This window comes from Bacteroides sp. GD17, from assembly GCF_038448625.1.
In the GTDB taxonomy this organism is placed as follows: Bacteria; Bacteroidota; Bacteroidia; order Bacteroidales; family Bacteroidaceae; genus Bacteroides.
In genome coordinates this window covers 107,331-126,408 of record NZ_JBCEZS010000013.1, presented here as the reverse complement: position 1 = coordinate 126,408, position 19,078 = coordinate 107,331, and the positions used below count along the sequence as shown (strand labels likewise).

Sequence of the window (19,078 nt, the reverse complement as noted above, 5' to 3'; positions counted from 1 at the left end):
GCCTTACAACAACAAGCAACGGGAGTTGTTTTATACAGAAACATTATTTACCAAAACCGGTTCTTTGCAGGATTATATTCAAATCCCACCATTTTCAGTTTTCGTACAATGCTTTCCTTTTCCACGTTCATATCCTCACAAAGTGCATCCAAGGAAGGATAGAAGTCACGTAGTTTTGTGTTGATGAAGCTATACAGCATCACCGGATCCTCAGGTAGTTTCATAATTACAATCTTTAATTAAAACTAATACCGGGGGCAAAATTACAACAAAAAACAAAAAGAAAAGGTATTTTAGTGTAAAAATTACAATTTACTTACGCAAACGATTGAGGAACGCCGGTCAGGGCTGCTCCGTTTGCTCTATCTTCAGGGACACCTGCTCGATAATCTTTTCGAGTCCTCCCTCCAGCGGTATCACATTGAAATCGGCCCAAAAGTCCTTGTCATACCTGAAGTCGGTCTCGGCAAATACGGTATGGGTAGGCAGCCGCTCCGCCCGGGGGAAACGTGCTACATTTTCGTTATCAACCCGGCATGTCACCATCTCAAACCAAGTATGGAGGGTGGGGTTGCTGAAGGAGATACGCTTTCTTTTCATTCTGAAATAAAGATCTCCACGGATATGATGAACGTAATAAGTGCCGTTCCAGGGCTTGTATGAGATGGTATAGACTACCTTCTGTGTGGTCAGCCGGGTCTTTTGTGCCTGGCGCACCACGAAAAGCCCGGTTGCCTCTTTTATGTATCGGGGCTGGATCTCAAAACGTGCCTGCAGCAGAGCACTGTTCTCCGAGTCGATGTACAGCGCCCCGCAATACAGCGGTTCCCCTATCCCCCGCCTTTGCTCAAAGTAAACGACGTTGGCACTTCGGTCGTCCACAAATACAATGTCGCCGGAGGTATACACATATAGCGCATCGCTTACTTCGGGGGAAAGGAAATCGGGAATATGCTTCATGATGTCCAGTTGCAGGCAGGCCTCCACACCCGACCTGATTTTGGCAACCACGCTGTCCGTTTTCTCACGGTTATCAATCCGGCTCATCTTCAGCAGCTTCACCTGGTCGGAGGTTTCGGACTCTATTGTAGAGGATTTATAGACTTTGAAAACGGCTTCTGTCAGGCTTTGGAATTTATCTTTCAGCTGTACGCCTTCCCGATAAAAGGTAGTCAGGTAGACCGGTGAAGAAGAGTAATTCCGGCTACGGCGCTCTATCATCTCGCGAAGCAGCTTTTTAGGTTCTACCAGGCGGATCAGGACTTCCTGCAAAGGAACTACTTTAGGCTCCAGACTCAGAACGTTGTCTTGCCCTTCCAGCGCAGAAGCTTCTACAGATTGTCCTACATAGCCCAGATGAGAAAAGGAAAGAGTACGGTTTCGCAGGGAATCGGGCAAATGAAGCCTGAACTTCCCGTCCCGGTTGGTGATGTTGCCCAGCGAGGTGCCTTGCACCAGGACAGATGCACTGGCAATGGGGTCTCCGGTTTCTTTATCCAGTAAGGTGCCGGTGACGGTGGAGTGTGTCGGTTGGGGCGGCAGTGCGACCGTTTTTTTCATTGTTACCTTTTCTGCCGCCCTCGTAATCAATATATGTTGTCCTAATACCTTCAATTCAAGATCCTTGCTACCGGTTATCTCGTAGATGGCCCGGCGCACGGAACAATTCATCTTTTTGACCTTTACAATAGAGTCGTTGTTGATGACTTTACTGTCGTAAATAAAAAGATAACCGGATTGCTCCGATATCTTCCCCAACAAGGAATAAATCGTTTCTTTAGCCCTGGGAAGCTGGATGATGCGGTCCAGCACATCACCTCCGTCTGCTCTTACATTGCCGGCAATGAAAAGCATTCCCAAGAGAAGAACTAAGAAACGAAACGACTTCATATTTTATTTGTATATAAGATTTCAGGTAGATATGCCCATACAGAGACAGGCATTTCATTCTGATAAAATCAACCTGTTGCCTTGCCGCGCACACTTCAGATTGAACGTCCAGCAGATCAATTCGGCTACGGACTCCGGAGAATTGTTTGCAAACTCAACGGTCAGTCTTCTTTTGCCTAAAGCCGGCGATGCAGTTTCTATCTGCCAGTCCGAGGACTCCTTATTGATGGCGCGCAACACGTTTTCAAGGCATTCGTCCTTGAAACGGATGTTCTTAATATAACGGTCGAAGAGTTCCGGATGTTCCGTCTTGCTCAAAAGCAATTCGCCCGATTGCAAGGTAACCGTCTCGCCTGCCTTTACAAACACTTCCGTACCGTCCTGCTTCAGGGAAACCTTTACCCGCCCCCGCTTTACGGACAGACTGAATGGAATGTCCTCATTGCTCCGGACGTCGAAAGCTGTTCCCAACACCTCGACACGCACTTTCTCTGTTTCAATCGTAAAAGCTTGTTCGGGCTTTCGGGCAACGTCGAAGAACGCTTCGCCCTGCAGGTTCACTTCCCGTTTGTCCGTAGCAAAATGCTCGGGGTATTGCAGCGTACTTTCTTGGGCCAGATATACCACCGAACCGTCTTCAAGCGTCTTGACCAAGGTCGTAAGCTCCCGGTTCTCCTGCGTCACAAAGTTACGGATGTCCTCGCCCTGCTCCGGCATAACCCACCATGCGGCCAAACACACTATACCGGCAATCACGGCTGCCGCCACCGCTCCCCACCTCAGGTGAAGCTTGCGTCGCACCGCCATACTGCCTCCTGCAGCATCTGCCAGCAAGTTATCGGCCTCGAAGCGGGCATAAAGCCGTTCCCACGCTTCGTCTGTCTTTGTTCTCATTCTATTTATTTCCATTATTTAATCCGGATATAATTATCAATTTCGTTTCGCAGCGCCCGGAGCGCCTTGGTCATTTCCGCTTCCACCGTCTTGACGGACAATGAAAGTTCCGTGGCTATTTCTGCATATTTCATTCCTTTCTCACGGTGCATTTCAAAGATTTGCCGTCTGCGCAGGGGCAGTTTCCCGAGTATCTGTTGAACCAGTGCCTGGAGTTCCTTGTATTCCATCTGGCAATGCGGGTCGGATGAGTAGCCCGGTTCAGGTTTCGCCAGCACGGACGCCCGGTATCGTTCCTTCACCTCCTGATGCTCGCAATACTGGACGGCTTCGTTCCGTACCGACCGATAAAGGTAGCTCTTGACGGACTGGAGCACCTGCAACTCCGCACGGTTCTTCCACAGCACATAGAACAGCTCCTCCACAATCTCCTCGGCAGACTCCATAGTGCCCGTGATACCCGCGGCATACCAGCAAAGAGGGGAATAATATCGGCGGAAGATTTCTTCGAAAGCCTTGATATCGCCCTCTTTTATTTTGGCCAGTATAATCAGTTCATTCAGCATACCCGACAGTTTTCTTGGTTGCCTCAAATATAATGAAAAACTATCAGATAATCAGTTGGATTGTTTCCGCAATTTATCTACAGCATTCTCCAACGACTCTGTAGGCTCTATGATGTTGTATTTCTTCCAGAAGTCCTCGTTCCAGTATTCATCTACCAGGTCGTAGAACACTTGTTTCTGCTTGAACGAGGCTTTGTTGGAAATACCGGTGGCGGGGTTTTCGGTCCGGTCGGTCACCACCATTTCCGAGAAGGCGGTATAGGTGGAGGAGAACAGTTTCTTCTTCCAGTCGCACTTGAAGCGGATGACGTTCCGGATATAGTTCAGGTAGGTCCTGGAACCTTGCTGCTTGTAGCTCACCAGATAGCTGACTTCTTGCGGACGGAACCTCAGCCCGAGGGGTTTCTTATGGAGAATGGCCTCTACTGCCTTCACCCGGTTTGCCATATCCAGCTCAAATTCGGCACGGGTAAAGGAGAGCCGCTCGTAGTCGATGTACAGTTTCCCGATGAACAGGGCATACATCAGGCTGACCCGCGGACGGAAGCTGATTACATATTGCATGCGGTTGTCCAGGTTGACAGGGTCTTCCATGCGGAAGTCATAGTAGTTCAGGTTTTCCGGGCTCAGCAGTGCGTCGCCGTTCTTCACGATGTCCAGATAGAGGGAAAGATTGGGACCTCCCAGTACTTTTACTGCCAGTGTATCGCTTTGCCGCTGGCTCATCAACCGGCGGCTTTTCAGCAGTTGCACCTTGTCGCCTCCTACATCGCGGTTGCTGTAATCGGTCTTGTAGACATCCATCACGGCTTCGGACACGCTGATGTAGCGGCGGCGTTTCTGCACCGTTTCGCGGTAAAAGGCGGTCAGCATATTGTTGCTGGCGGAGTAGTTCGATGGGATTTTCTTGATGGCTTCTTCCACGATGACGCGGGGATTATTGCCATAGACCACAATTTCATTCAACAGATTGGGGGCGGGTATCATCCATACGGTCAGGCTGTTTCCGCTTCCGATCTCATCCAGCGAGAGGCGGGTATTGAGATAGCCGATGTGGGAGATTTCCAAGCCGCGGAAGGCTTCGGCCTCTGTCACCTTCAGGGAGAAGGTACCGTCGGCATTGGTAACGGTACCGATATTGCTTCCGACAACAGAGATGTTCACGTTCTCCAGTTTTTTCCGGTTATCCTTGTTCTTTACGACACCGGTTATGATGAGGTCGTTCACCGCGGCATCTTGTGCCATCAGCGGGGTGATACTTGAACATAGAAATATGAGCAGACACCCAAGTGTAAATCTTACTAAGTTTCTCATACGACATGGTTTTAAGGGGTTTCTATAGTTAAGAGCGCCGGAAGGGGAAGAACCCTATGAATTTTGGAAGAAAAAAGGGAAGTGGGGACAGAAAAGTAGATTAATGCGAATCAGGAGTTAAATGATAATTTAGGGGCGTGTGATAACAAGTGTATCTCAAACTCCTCCGCCTGAAAGGGGAGGAATTTGAGATACTCCGTAAATTCCCATTTATATAAATATCATGAACCGCGAATTCGCATGATTAATTGAAATGCTGCGGATTCCTTTGGCTCATTATAACGTAGATAATGACCGGTGCACCAATGATTGGGGTAACTGCATTCAGCGGAATGATGCCTGCTTCGCCCGGCAGGACGCAAATCAGATTGCAGAGCAGTGCCACGGCGGCACCGCTAAGAATAGTAACGGGAAGCAGGGAATTGTGATTGGCAGTTCCCAATATCATACGGGCTACATGGGGCACAGCCAGTCCGATAAACGCCACCGGGCCGCAGAAGGCGGTAGTGATGGCGGTCAGCAGTCCGGTGATAATCAAAAGCCAGTTGCGCACGCGGCGGATATTGACGCCCAGGTTCTCGGCATAGCGTTCGCCCAGCAACAAGGCGTTCAGAGGCTTTATCAGCAACAACGAACCGAACAAGCCAAGCACAGTGACCAGCGCAAAGGCCGGCATCTGTTGCAGGGACACGCCGCCGAAGTTACCCATTCCCCAAATCATATAAGACTGCACGCCCTCTGCCGTGGCAAAGAAATTCAGCAGGGCGATGGCGGAAGAGGCGATATAGCCTATCATGATGCCCGTTATCAGCAGCATGATATTACTTTTTATCAATGTGGAAAAGAAAAGAATAAGTGCCATAATGAGCATGGCGCCGACAAATGCCCCGGCCAGCACGGAAAAGAAACCGGACAGGCTGAATGTACCTGCCGTGATGCTTCCGCCAAACAGCAGCATGACGAAGGCCACGCCCAGGCTCGCCCCGGAGTTGATGCCCAAGATGGATGGTCCTGCCAGCGGGTTTTTGAATGCCGTCTGCAACATCAGTCCGCAGACAGCCAGCGCGCCTCCGCAAAGCAGCGCCGTCAGTGCCTGGGGCAAACGAGACTCCCAAAGGATGAAATTCCAACTGGCCTTCTCCCCTTCTCCACCAAGAAGAATGCGAAAAACATCTGCTGCCGGAATCGAAACCGATCCCACCAGTAAATTCGTTATAAAGAGCAGCAAGATGACTACTCCTAAAACGATACCGTATTTCCAGCCTTTAGCCATCTGTTCTTTGTATATATTGTAAATGGGAATTTAGCGGAGTATCTTAAATTCCTCCGCCTGAAAGGGGAGGTGCCCGCTTGCGGGCGGAGGGGTCTTACATAAATAGAAAGTAACTTAGTGCAAGTCCCTTCGGATGTGAAACCCCTCCGCCCTACGGGCACCTCCCCTTTCAGGCGGAGGAGTTTGAGATACACTTGTTATCACACGACGCTAAATTATCATTTTTCTTCAAGTCTGCAAAAATAGCGCAAACCACCCAAATCTCCTATCTCAGGATGCAGAATCTGTATAAAATCCGCCAACAGATAGTCGGGACGGAAAGGTGTCTCCTCGTAAAAAGGAACTTTAGCCGTATTGCATCCATAGATATTCCGTTCTTTGAAAGCTTTGAACCCCGTATATCCGATATAATCTGCCTTCAAGTCGGAATAAGTCATATCACGATCGCGATTGTACTTGATCGTCCACACATCCGCATCTCCTGCCCGGTCGAACACCGTCTCGAAAGCCAACGGTACAGACCCGCTATGCGCGTCGTCGGCAAAAACATAACGCCCGCAAGCATCCCCGAAAAGCCTCCCTATCGTGCTGCGTCCTCCCGGCACATACCATGCCGAACCGCTCTTCAACTCACTGACAACGGACAGAGACACAGACGAAAGCGCTGCACGCATCTTGAGATGCTGATAGCAACTATCCACTTCGGCAAAAAGGCTGTCGGCCTGCGCAGCAACACCAAAGAGCAATCCGTAAAAACGCATCCACTCGGCACGCCCCAAAGCGGAAGTTTCCATATAGTCGGCACATTCGATGATCGGGATATTGAGTTTCTCGATACGTCCATATCCGCCGCTGTTCTCGAACGGAGAAAGCAGAATGGCATCGGGGTGCAGGTCGATAATCTTCTCCATATCGGGATTCATGCCGTCGCCGCAATCTGCGATAATACCTTCGGCCACTCCCTCTTGCACGGCAGGCAGTTTGATGTACTTCAAATCGCAGATACCACCGATACTGCCGAAAGCTCCTAACTTATCCACCAGTCCGCAATGCACGGACGAGTAGATTACTGCTTTGGAGAGAGGCGTACGCACAACAGTACCTTCCGGCAAGTGCTCCGGCACGGGCTCGGCAGAAGGCACAAGCACATACGTATGCAGCGTCTTCAGCGTATCCCAAGGGTTGCGCAAGGTGACAACGGTATAGTCGGTATAAGTGACTAACGTCAGATTGTCGGCATAGCGCAGGGGGATGGTGTCTCCAACTTGTGAAGGCACCATCTGTTTTTTTCCTCCCTGGCAGGCAGAGAAAATGAATAATAAATAAAGTAAAAGCAACGAAGAAAATCTCATCTTCATCTGTTATTTAAGAAATGTCATACAAACAGCTCCTACCCCTACATCGTATTTCTTCACGAAAGTTCCATCCGCCGAATACTCGTTTACATAGCCGGGAGTCGTATAAGATGCAAAACCACCTACCAACGTATAAGAAGTGATAAAGATATTGCCATTGTCCGGATCGACAACAATGCCGGAAGGTGAGTCTACGGGAGATGCAACAAAGTTATCTTTCTCCACGCTACCGGTCAATGTGTTATAAACAGTGTATTCCACGGCATCAGCGCCTGCATAAGAATCATAAACCGTATAAAGAGAGTTTCCTTTGACAGCCATAATGGTAGCCGGTTTTCCCCAATCTTCTACTGCATCGCTACTGCTTATTTTCCAGATGCTGGCAGGAACATCACTATAATTCCCCATACAAATCACCAGCAAATTGCCGGAAGCATCTGCCACAATCTTCGTCGGATTTAAGCCTACTGGAATCTTCGTCTCTGCGAAACTTGCCAAGTCTATCTTGGAAACACTCTTACCGTTGACGTAACCGGCTTCCCAATTCAAACCATCAGAATTGACAACATACAGGCAGCCATTAGCCACAGCCATTTCTTCCGGGTTGGGTCCCACCTTTACGGTCTTATCTATCACATTCTTCGAAGCATCAATGCGAGATACATGGCCGGAATACATAGATACGTATACATATTTGCCATCCGTTACAATATCACGCGGTTTACTGCCTTGCTCTGCCGTTGGTGCAATCTGGGCCACGCTGACCAATGTATTCTTATCAACCACCTCGATCGTGTTGGACTCAGAAACAGCTATATACAAATTCTGCCCGAGGATTACTCCATCCTGAACCGTAGATCCCAAGCTGCGGGCATTCACGGTTCTGAATACATCATTTATCGCAGTATTAGTCTTCTCATCAATAAAAGACAAAGCACCATCTATATTCTTCCCTTGATTACCGGTATCAAATACAAATACGCCTTTTTGCGCTACTATAGGAGCACCGCCTGTAGGGTCATTATCGTCATCATCACTACAAGCTACAAAAACCATCGGAAGTGCAAGCATCAAAGCCAGCATCCTTAATTGTTCTTTCAAATTCAATTTCATATTCAGTTAGTTTTTAAATGGATATATTAAACGTTAATTTATAGGAGCGACCAGGCATCGGATAACTCTTCACAATGCTATATTGCTTATTGCCAATATTCTGTATATCGCCCCGCAAAGAGCAATCTACCCCTCTCCACCGGAACGAACGATAAAGCGCGACGCCACACTCTACGTAACCCTCCAATTCATTAGCCTTTACATTCTGTTCTGCTGCATAGCGTTTGCTGACACCCGTAGCATGAAAAGACAAGTTTATGTAGGGGTTTTCCCATGCCAATGAGAATGAACCGGAATGAACCGGAGTATAAGGTATTTGGTCTCTATAATACACAGATGCAGGATCTGTTTTGTCTACTGCATATTGGTAGGTGTAAGAAACTGCAGACAAAAGCTGATGCCGCGAAGCCAGACGGAACGATGCGTCCAGATTGGCATCTACCCCCCAGATATCAACATGTCCCAAGTTAACCATTGTCCAGAAAAACATATTATAGGGCATAGCCACAATCTTATTCTTTACATAATTATAATAGCCATCCAATGACCCGTGCAGGCTGGTCAAACAAGATGAAGCGGAACTACATCCATAAGTCGCCCCTACATTATATTGCCGCGCCACTTCCGGCTTCAAGTCGCGACTGCCCCAACGGTCGAAATAGTTCTCCGTAAACGTAGCAACACGGAAAATATTTTTGTATGAAGCCCGAAAATAAAGATCAGACTGCAACCAAGGCTTCCATGACAAAGAAACGGATGGAGAAATACGCCGGGCATTACTTGCACTTTCTCCAACCTTGGCACTGTTCATATACAAAGAGCCCAACATTAAGGCCGTGAATGTCACATGCGGAGAACGGTAGCGAGCCGTCAAAGTCTGCAATACCGTATGCCGATAAGGTTTTACCCCCGAAGCAGCATTCGAACTGAGATTATTGAACGAATAATCGGCAGCATAAGAAAAAGCCCAACTGTCCATCGGAGTATAGAGCAGCGCAGCAGAACCATAATATTCCCGCTGATAATAGAGATTGTTCATCTCGCCACCCGGATATTCCGCACCTTCATCATGGTAATGCGAATAAGCCCAGTTGAATTTACCGTTCACTTGCAGAGAAAGATTATTCTCCCAATAAGTCTGATAATGTAATTGGGAAAAGAAGTTTCTTTCACTCAATTCCTCCTCACACACACTATTATATAAAATAACCGGACCGGGCAGCTCACGAAACGCGTCGTAATAATACATCTTGCCATTCAAAACAGACCGTTCATTGGGTTGGGCATAGATATTCCATTCTCCCCGATATGTTTCGATGTAATTATTCTCGCGGCGTTCCTCCGAAACATATTTTCCATTCACCAGAGTAAATGGGTATAAATTATCAGCCCTCATGAAATCACCGGAAAAAGACATAGATACCTTCGCAGCCAAACGTTGATCGTAGCGCACAAAAGGATTTACCAGGCCAAAAAAGCCAACTTTAATTTCGGTTTTCAAACGGGCATTTTTATCCGACAAATCAGGAGGCAATGTTTGCAGGCGAAGAGATGCAGCAGACGCCACAGTACGTGCCGGAAGAAAAATATCATCATTATCACCAACCGCTAAAGAAAGGGATTTGATGTTATCCAATGAAAAGCGGGAAAGATCAATCTGCCCGCTCTGACAATCGGTTACAGTTATGCCATCATAGGCTACTGAGGTGTGCTGGGAACCAAGACTCCGGACTGAAACGGTTTTCATTCCCCCTGCACCACCATAATCCTTTACGTTCACTCCGGAAAAACGGCGTAAAGCATCTGCTATATCCGTCACTCCCTGCTGTTCCAGTTGCTGACGAGAAAGCATCTGTATCGGAGCGGTACTTGTTACTTTCCGTGCACTTGCAGATGCGTTGACCGTAACTTCTTCAATAGCATGTACCTTGCCACTAATCGTATCATTAGTAACCTCTTGTGCTCCAAGCGACAATGCAGCCATACAAAAGAAACCGATACAGACCGGCCGTACCATAGTTCTTCCTATCATAAGAAACGAAAATTATCTTAAAACATTCTGCGCACTGCCCGCTTTCCTCGAACGGACAATTTTTCGACTTTGTTTTGCAGGTCTTCTGACTCGTTTCCGGTGTATCGCCTTCCCATTCTTCCTAAAAGAACAGTGGCATAAGTATGATACCCCTTACATGAAACTCACAGCAGCGGGACTGTCCGGGATTTGCACCCGATTCCCTTTTCATCCAATCCCCCGAATAGAGGATACGGAACAAAACGTTGGCAAAGATAAGAATATATTATGAGATATCACGCTTCAAACATCTTTTATCAATTGTTAAGACAAAAAGCAGGAAATAAATTACCATTGTTGTTTTCATTTCCTAACTTTGTAATCTAAAACCCCAAAAACAAGTTGCCATGAAATACAAGTTATTAGTTCTGGATGTAGACGGAACATTGCTCAATGACGAAAGAGAAATCAGCAAACGAACATTGGCTGCTCTGCTGAAAGTTCAACAAATGGGAGTACGGATTGTACTAGCATCCGGCAGACCTACCTATGGATTAATGCCACTGGCCAAAGCGCTTGAACTGGGCAACTATGGAGGATTCATCCTGTCGTATAACGGTTGTCAGATTATCAGTGCCCAAAACGGAGAAGTATTGTTCGAGCGACGCATCAATCCCGAGATGCTACCCTATCTGGAAAAGAAAGCGCACAAGAATGGTTTCGACATATTTACTTATCATGACGATACGCTATTGACAGATAGGCCTGATAATAAATATATCCAAAATGAAGCTCGCTTAAATGACTTGATTCTGATTGATGAAGATGAGTTCTCCACATCTATTGATTTTGCGCCTTGTAAGTGTATGTTGGTCAGTGATGACGAAGAGGCTTTGATTGGCCTGGAAGACCATTGGAAAAAACGTTTGGCAGGAACTCTGGATGTTTTCCGTTCCGAACCCTATTTTCTTGAGGTAGTACCCTGCGGAGTGGATAAAGCAAATACATTAGGTGCCTTGCTGGAATTACTGGACATAAAACGTGAAGAAGTCATCGCCATTGGAGACGGTGTATGCGACGTGACCATGCTGCAGCTGGCAGGTGTAGGCGTAGCAATGGGACATGCACAAGATTCTGTAAAGGTATGCGCCGACCATGTAACAGCTTCGAACGAAGAAGACGGCGTGGCTCTGGCTGTAGAGAAATTAATCATCGCAGAAGTCCATGCTGCCGAAATACCTTTGGACCAGCTGAATGCCCGGGCACGCCATGCACTGATGGGAAACCTGGGAATACAATATACCTATGCCTCCGAAGACCGCATAGAAGCAACGATGCCGGTAGATGAGCGCACCCGCCAACCCTTCGGTATTCTGCATGGTGGTGCCACTCTTGCCCTGGCAGAGACCGTTGCCGGGCTTGGTTCAATGATTACTTGCCAGCCCGATGAAATTGTTGTAGGTATGCAGGTCAGCGGCAATCATATTTCTTCGGCACACGAAGGAGATACGGTACGTGCCATAGGTACAATTGTGCACAAAGGACGCTCCTCACACGTATGGAATGTGGATGTATTTACATCGACCAATAAATTGGTGTCTTCGATAAGGGTGGTGAATAGTATATTGAAGAAGAGATAAAAAAGCCCATAGAAAACACATATCAACCATGAACCCCATAAACGCAAAAAGCGTGCAACTCATTGAGCTGCGCGCTTTTGCTTATTGTTTGTTATCTGTTTCCTTATCGGAATCATTTGACTTCCTCAAAGTCAACGTGATATATCTATCAGCGACTTGCGTACACGTGTTGCAAATATAACGCAAACCCGAAAATAAGCATCCATAAGCAACAACAGCTCTTAACTGCAAAAGTACGGATTTATTTAATAAAAATCGTGATATAAACACATAATAATCAAAAGTCTGTGGCAAATTTAACAGATTCTTCGGTTTTATCCTTACCTTTGTGTATGATATTGGGGTGTTATACCCAAACAACAATAAGGAAACGATGCAGATACATAACAAATTCAAGTTGTAAAACTATTTATTATATTGAGATATGTCAATATGGAGCAAACTCATAGGAATCAAGAAAACCGAGGATAGAAACAATATCATCAGCAATAAAAACACCTCTGTACCATGTAGTGCCCACAATTATGCCATAGTAGATGTTGAAATAGGCTTGAAAGACCATAGAATCCATGATATAGGAGCCCTCAAGCATGATAACACGACATTTCATAAAACCTCAAAAGAAGAACTATTCATTTTCTTAAACGATGTAGACTACATCTGCGGACACAATATCGTTCACCATGATGCTAAATACCTGTTTACGGACAAAATATGCCGCTGGATTTTAGTTGATACACTTTATGTTTCGCCTTTACTGTTCCCTGAACACCCTTACCACAGGCTTGTGAAAGATGACAAACTGATGAGCGAACAAATGAACAATCCGGTGAACGATTGCAAGAAAGCAAAAGACTTATTGTTGGATGAAATAGCATGCTGGCATTCATTACCGAAAGAAAAGCGTATACTATTTGCATCGCTTCTGAAGGACAAGAAAGAATTTGAAGGATTTCTCAGTATGGTAAGTGCGGAGTATATCCATAAAGGAATACCTGAACTTATTAAAGAACTTTATGCCGGAAAGATTTGCCAACATGCCGATCTTGACATGCTCATCAACCAATATCCATGCGGATTGGCATACACATTGGCTCTGATTGACACCACCGATTACCGCTCCATCACTCCCGGATGGGTACTTTATAATTATCCGGAAGTGGAATTTATCATAAAACTCCTGCGACACACTACTTGCAAAGAAGGCTGCGACTACTGCCATACGCAATTGGATGTGCTCCATAACCTAAAAACATTTTTCGGATATGAGCGCTTCCGGACATACGAAGGCGAGCCACTGCAAGAACGTGCTGCCCAAGCTGCGGTAAAAGGGAAATCGCTGCTGGCAATATTTCCTACCGGCGGTGGTAAATCACTTACCTTCCAACTGCCTGCACTCATGGCGGGACACTCCGTGCACGGGCTTACGATTGTCATCTCCCCCTTGCAGTCCTTGATGAAAGACCAGGTAGACAACCTTGCCGACAGAGGCATCACGGATGCCGTAACCATAAATGGGATGTTAGACCCCATCACAAGATCACTGTCCATACAAAGAATACAAGACGGAGAAGCCTCGTTGTTGTATATCTCTCCCGAAATGCTCCGTTCAAAAACAATCGAAAAAATATTGATGGCACGCCACGTTGTAAGGTTTGTGATAGACGAAGCGCACTGCTTTTCTTCATGGGGGCAGGATTTCAGAGTTGACTATCTCTACATTGGCAAATTCATCCAAAAATACCAGCAAAAGAAAAAATGCAAAACCCCGATACCTGTATCCTGTTTCACAGCCACGGCAAAACAGAAAGTAATCCAAGACATCTGTGACTATTTCAAGCAGACTTTGGATTTGAACTTGGAATTATTTGCATCAACAGCCTCAAGAACAAATCTACACTATTCCGTCATACATGTAGAGAATGACAATGACAAATATTTAAAACTGAGAGAACTTGTAGCAGAAGCCGATTGTCCGACAATTGTTTACGTGTCACGCACCAAACGGACAAAGGAACTGGCTGCAAAACTGACTCGTGACGGTTACAAGGCACTCCCTTTCAATGGGAAAATGGAAGCCGATGAAAAAATTGCCAACCAAGATGCTTTTATGAACGATCAGGCACACATCATCGTGGCCACGTCTGCATTTGGTATGGGAGTCGATAAGAAAGATGTCGGTCTTGTAGTGCATTATGATATTTCCGATTCGCTGGAAAATTATGTACAGGAAGCTGGCAGGGCGGGGCGTGACCCCGGACTCAGCGCGCGTTGCTATGTACTTTATGGAGACAATGACTTGGACAAGCATTTTATATTGCTAAACCAAACGAAACTTAGCATTAGTGAAATACAACAGGTATGGAAAGCCGTCAAAGACCTTACCAAACACCGTATGAAGGTCAACTGTTCTGCGTTGGAAATTGCCCGGCAAGCAGGATGGGATGATTCGGTATCTGACATCGAGACCCGTGTACGAACAGCATTAGCTGCTTTGGAACAAAGCGGATATTTGGTAAGAGGGAACAATGTACCTCATGTATATGCCACAGGAATAACAGTAAAGAATATGGACGAAGCGAGAGAGCGCATATCAGCATCACTACTTTTTGGCAGCGATGAAATAGAAAAGGCAGTCCGTATCATTAAGTCATTGATTTCTCAAAAACATATCGCCAAGGCTCAGGATTCGGAAGCAGAATCACGAGTCGATTATCTGGCAGACATTTTGGGACTAAGCAAAAGAGATGTTATATCTGTAGTGGAGCGCATGCGACAGGAAGGTATATTGGCAGACAGTAAAGATATATCTGCCTATTTACAGGATGCAGGTGATTCGGAACGAAAGTCACAAATTCTCCTCGAACGCTTTGCAAAACTTGAACAATACATCCTTAATCATATTCCCGACGGAACTTTACGAATATCATGCAAGCAACTGAATGAGAATGCCGTAAACGACGGAATCAACACATCCAAAGAAAAAGACATTCGGACGCTACTCTATTTCCTCACTATCAAGGGATATACGCGTAAAAAAGAGGATGCAGTCCGTAACATGGAGATAAGTCGTCAGGCAGACCTGGAACTCACCATCAGGCGATTTGAGAAACGATTGGAAATAAGTCGCTTTGCCGTGGAATGGCTATACAAATTAGCTTCTGATGCAGAAAAGGAAAACGTGCCCGGCAAAGCCATCCAGTTCTCCGTGGTAGAGCTTCTGAACCGAATAAAATCAAATTCCCAATCCCTTTTTGGCGGACTTGATGACATTCAATTAGAAGACGTGGAAGAAGCGCTTCTGTATTTGTCGAAAATTGGTTCACTAAAACTTGAAGGCGGATTTTTGGTACTTTATAACGCCATGAATATCCAAAGAATAAAGGACAACAAGTCGAGATTCAAGCAAGACGACTACCGGATGCTCAACGAATTCTATAAGTTGAAAATCCAGCAAGTGCATATTGTAGGCGAATATGCCAATCTGATGGTAAGAGATTATCATGCGGCCTTGCAATATGTTCAGGACTATTTCCAAATGGACTACAGGAAGTTTGTCATAAAATATTTCAAAGGAGACAGAGCAAACGAGATACAACGTAACTTGACACCACAGAAGTACAAACAATTGTTTGGACAATTATCCAAACGACAAATGGATATTATTTCCGATAAGGGTTCACGTTGCATTGTAGTCGCAGCCGGCCCGGGTAGTGGAAAGACACGTGTATTGGTCCACAAACTGGCCTCACTTCTGCTACTTGAAGATGTGAAACACGAACAGCTCCTGATGCTGACCTTTTCAAGGGCAGCCGCTACGGAATTCAAACAAAGGCTCATGGAGTTGATAGGCAACGCCGCCCACTTTGTCGAAATAAAAACATTCCACTCCTATTGTTTCGACCTATTGGGACGGATAGGAAATCTTGAAGAATCAAGAAACGTCGTTTCAAATGCAGCCGAGATGATATGTCAAGGAGAAGTGGAACCAAACAAAATCGGCAAGACGGTACTGGTCATAGACGAAGCCCAGGACATGGGGACTGAAGAACACGCACTTGTGAAGGCTCTGATGACCAGCAACGAGGAAATGCGTGTGATTGCAGTGGGAGACGATGACCAGAACATCTATGAATTCCGTGGTTCCGATTCCGGTTATATGTACCGACTGGCACAAGAAAGCGGAAGCACGTTTGTCGAAATGACCGAAAATTACCGCAGTGCGCGCCAGCCGGTGGATTTTGCCAACGGATTCTTGAAAAACATACATAAAAGGATAAAAAGTACACCAATTATCTCCATGAGAAAAGAAAAGGGTTGGGTTGAAGTGATACGCTATCAATCGGAATATATGTATCAGCCGCTCGTCGAAAACTTGCTTCAACATAGGGATAAAGGAACTTCTTGTGTACTGACCCAAACAAATGAAGAGGCCGTTATCCTGATGGCTCTTTTGCGGAAACATGGTATAAACAGTAAACTGATACAATCAATGGACGGCCTACGTTTTTGGAATATGGCCGAAATGAGATATTTCCTGAGATATATAAACAAGCGGATAAAAACACCGCTAATCACGGAAGAGCTGTGGGAAGAAGCCAAGTATACCACCTTTTCTACTTATGACAGGAGTCTAAGCTTGATGTATGTGAAGCGTTGTGTAGACCAGTTTGAACAAACCAACAAGACTAAATATTTCAGTGACTTCAAAGAATTTGTATTTGAGTCGTCGATAGAAGACTTCTGCGATGTATTAGGAGCCGACGTTGTGGTATCAACTATTCACAAGGCCAAAGGCAAAGAGTTTGACGATGTGTATATGCTCATATCCGACAATTATGTAAAGGATGCCCATCTGATGCGTCGATATTACGTAGGAATAACCCGTGCGAAAAACAGGCTGTTCATACATACAAACGGTGATTGTTTCAATCATTTGAGTGCAGACCGATATCTTATGGACCAGCGGCAATATGACATGCCTGGAGAAATTGTACTGCAACTCTCTCACAAAGATGTCAATTTGGGATTCTTCAAAGAAAAGAAACAAGAGGTCTTAGCATTGCGAGGAGGAGATTCTTTGACTTATGATGATTTCTTTTTGTATAGTTCATTGACCGATAAACCTGTGGCAAAGTTGTCATCAAAAATGCAGGGCATATTATCCGAATGGGAACAAAGAGGTTACAAGGTGAAATCCGCATCTGTACGGTTCGTTGTGGCATGGAAACCTAAAGATGCACAAAAGAATGAACCGGAAACGGCTGTTCTTTTGGCTGACTTGATGCTTTCTTTGTAAGCTAAAACGTTTGAAATTATCACATTATCATTACCTTTCCTCTAAAGAAAAAATGATTTCTTTATTATGCCGGTGTAAAAAACTTATGCTTTTTATGTACTTTTGTGATAAGAATTAAAATATTATACGAATAATAAGGGAATAATGCAGATACATAACAATACATTGATAGCGGAATGCTCGGCTTACGATTTCAAAGAAATGTTGGAACGTAAAAAAGTAAAGTCATGGCTTAAATCAGTGTCAGCTTTTGCCAATACAGAGGGGGGCAGCTTGTTCTATGGAGTGGACGATGACGGAGTGATTGTAGGTCTGGAGAATCCACAATCCGATGCCGATTTTATCAGCGAAACCATCAAGGCAAGACTTGATCCTGTGCCGGAAATACAGCTTATCCCAATAGAACATGAAGGACATACCTTACTTGAAGTGAAAGTAAAAGCTGGAACACTTACACCTTATTATTACTATCAGGATGGAACACGTACCGCATATGTACGAGTTGGCAATGAAAGTGTAGAATGTAATTCGCAACAACTGCTTTCATTGGTATTGAAAGGTACGCACATGACATGGGATTCACTGCCTACCCAAGTGGATGCCAGCAAACACTCTTTCATCATCCTTGCCAATACATTCCGCGAGCAAACCCATCAAGAATGGAACGACAAGTATCTGGAATCATTCGGACTGGTAACTCCTGACGGCAAACTGACCAATGCAGGATTGCTGTTTGTTGATAATTGCACGGTATTTCAATCGCGTATTTTCTGCACTCGATGGACTGGACTCTATAAGGATGATGCTATCAGTTCCGTAGAGCATCGGGCTAACCTTGTATTGCTATTGAAATATGGCATGGACTTCATCAAGAACTACACTATGAGCGGATGGGTAAAGATGCCCAATTATCGCCTAAATCTTCCCGACTATTCCGACCGTGCCATTTTTGAAGGACTGGTAAACCACCTTATCCATAGAGATTATACCGTGATGGGTGGTGAAGTACATATCGACATTTATGATGACCGCGTAGAACTGGTATCACCCGGTGCTATGCTTGACGGTACACAAATTCAAGACCGTGACATATTCAAAGTGCCTTCCATGCGCCGTAATCCCGTCATTGCGGACGTGTTCACACAGTTGGACTATATGGAGAAACGTGGTTCCGGCTTACGCAAAATGCGGGAACTTACGGAGAAGCTGCCTAATTTCCTGCAAGGAAAAGAACCGCAATATCAAACGGAAGCGACCTCTTTCTACACCACATTCTATAATCTGAACTGGAACGAAAACGGAAGAATACCTGTTGAAGAAGTAGCCAACAGGGTAAATAGTACCCTCGAAAAGTACCCTGTAAACGAAGAAAGTTCGGTCGAAAGGTTCGGTGTAAACAGCAAAAGTTTTGTGAAAACCTTCGGTGATACGCAAGAAAGTTCGGAGAAAGGTTCGGAGATAATGCAAAAAGGTTCGGAGAAAAAGTTCGGAGATTCGAAAAACAAATCTAAAAGCATTGGGAAAACCGCACAAAAGATTATTGATTTCGTCATTTCCGACCCATCAATGTCTGCAGAAACAATGGCCTATAAAATAGGAATAAGCTCCCGAGCCGTAGAAAAACATATTTCAAAGCTTCGTTCTATGGGAATCTTGTCTCGTGAAGGAGCAGACCATGGTGGCTATTGGTGCATTGTAATTAATCCTCAAACCGAGCAATAAA

At 45.5% G+C, this 19,078-nt stretch carries 12 protein-coding genes and 1 riboswitch; of the genes, 3 read left to right on the top strand and 9 right to left on the bottom strand.

Annotated features, from left to right (window positions below; genetic code table 11):
• Positions 1–47: 47 nt before the first annotated feature.
• The 9 genes from AAE250_RS18145 to AAE250_RS18105 form a co-directional block, all read right to left on the bottom strand.
• Complete coding sequence (locus AAE250_RS18145) at positions 48–224, bottom strand: DUF4250 domain-containing protein (protein WP_294603260.1); 177 nt, start codon at positions 222–224, stop codon at positions 48–50.
• Between the two features lie 118 nt (positions 225–342).
• Complete coding sequence (locus tag AAE250_RS18140; protein WP_294603257.1) at positions 343–1,890, bottom strand: carboxypeptidase-like regulatory domain-containing protein; 1,548 nt, start codon at positions 1,888–1,890, stop codon at positions 343–345.
• A 54-nt stretch (positions 1,891–1,944) separates the two neighbouring features.
• Complete coding sequence (locus AAE250_RS18135) at positions 1,945–2,784, bottom strand: FecR family protein (RefSeq protein WP_446715769.1); 840 nt, start codon at positions 2,782–2,784, stop codon at positions 1,945–1,947.
• Between the two features lie 14 nt (positions 2,785–2,798).
• Positions 2,799–3,350 (bottom strand): RNA polymerase sigma-70 factor, encoded by a 552-nt coding sequence (locus AAE250_RS18130; RefSeq protein ID WP_294603254.1) that lies wholly within the window; start codon positions 3,348–3,350, stop codon positions 2,799–2,801.
• A gap of 51 nt (positions 3,351–3,401) precedes the next feature.
• Positions 3,402–4,664 carry a carboxypeptidase-like regulatory domain-containing protein gene (locus tag AAE250_RS18125; protein WP_294603252.1) on the bottom strand — a complete coding sequence of 421 codons (1,263 nt, stop codon included), beginning with the start codon at positions 4,662–4,664 and terminating at the stop codon, positions 3,402–3,404.
• Between the two features lie 244 nt (positions 4,665–4,908).
• Positions 4,909–5,937 (bottom strand): iron ABC transporter permease, encoded by a 1,029-nt coding sequence (locus AAE250_RS18120; protein WP_294603249.1) that lies wholly within the window; start codon positions 5,935–5,937, stop codon positions 4,909–4,911.
• A gap of 218 nt (positions 5,938–6,155) precedes the next feature.
• The gene (locus AAE250_RS18115; protein WP_446715771.1) at positions 6,156–7,289 is read right to left on the bottom strand and encodes an ABC transporter substrate-binding protein; all 1,134 of its coding nucleotides are present in this window, start codon (positions 7,287–7,289) and stop codon (positions 6,156–6,158) included.
• A gap of 9 nt (positions 7,290–7,298) precedes the next feature.
• Positions 7,299–8,405, bottom strand: a complete 1,107-nt coding sequence (locus AAE250_RS18110; protein WP_342289235.1) for a DUF5074 domain-containing protein — start codon at positions 8,403–8,405, stop codon at positions 7,299–7,301.
• Positions 8,406–8,418: 13 nt separating this feature from the next.
• A complete protein-coding gene (locus AAE250_RS18105; protein WP_342289234.1) occupies positions 8,419–10,437 on the bottom strand; it encodes a TonB-dependent receptor plug domain-containing protein in 2,019 nt (672 codons plus the stop codon).
• Between the two features lie 58 nt (positions 10,438–10,495).
• Positions 10,496–10,695: riboswitch (cobalamin riboswitch) on the bottom strand.
• 128 nt (positions 10,696–10,823) lie between these two features.
• Between AAE250_RS18105 and AAE250_RS18100 the strand changes: the two genes are divergently transcribed.
• The 3 genes from AAE250_RS18100 (at position 10,824) to AAE250_RS18090 (ending at position 19,077) form a co-directional block, all read left to right on the top strand.
• Entirely contained in the window at positions 10,824–12,056 is a 1,233-nt protein-coding gene (locus tag AAE250_RS18100) for a Cof-type HAD-IIB family hydrolase (protein WP_342289233.1), read from the top strand.
• Between the two features lie 424 nt (positions 12,057–12,480).
• A complete protein-coding gene (locus AAE250_RS18095) occupies positions 12,481–17,355 on the top strand; it encodes a RecQ family ATP-dependent DNA helicase (protein ID WP_342289232.1) in 4,875 nt (1,624 codons plus the stop codon).
• Between the two features lie 144 nt (positions 17,356–17,499).
• Entirely contained in the window at positions 17,500–19,077 is a 1,578-nt protein-coding gene (locus tag AAE250_RS18090; protein ID WP_342289231.1) for an ATP-binding protein, read from the top strand.
• Position 19,078 lies beyond the last annotated feature (1 nt).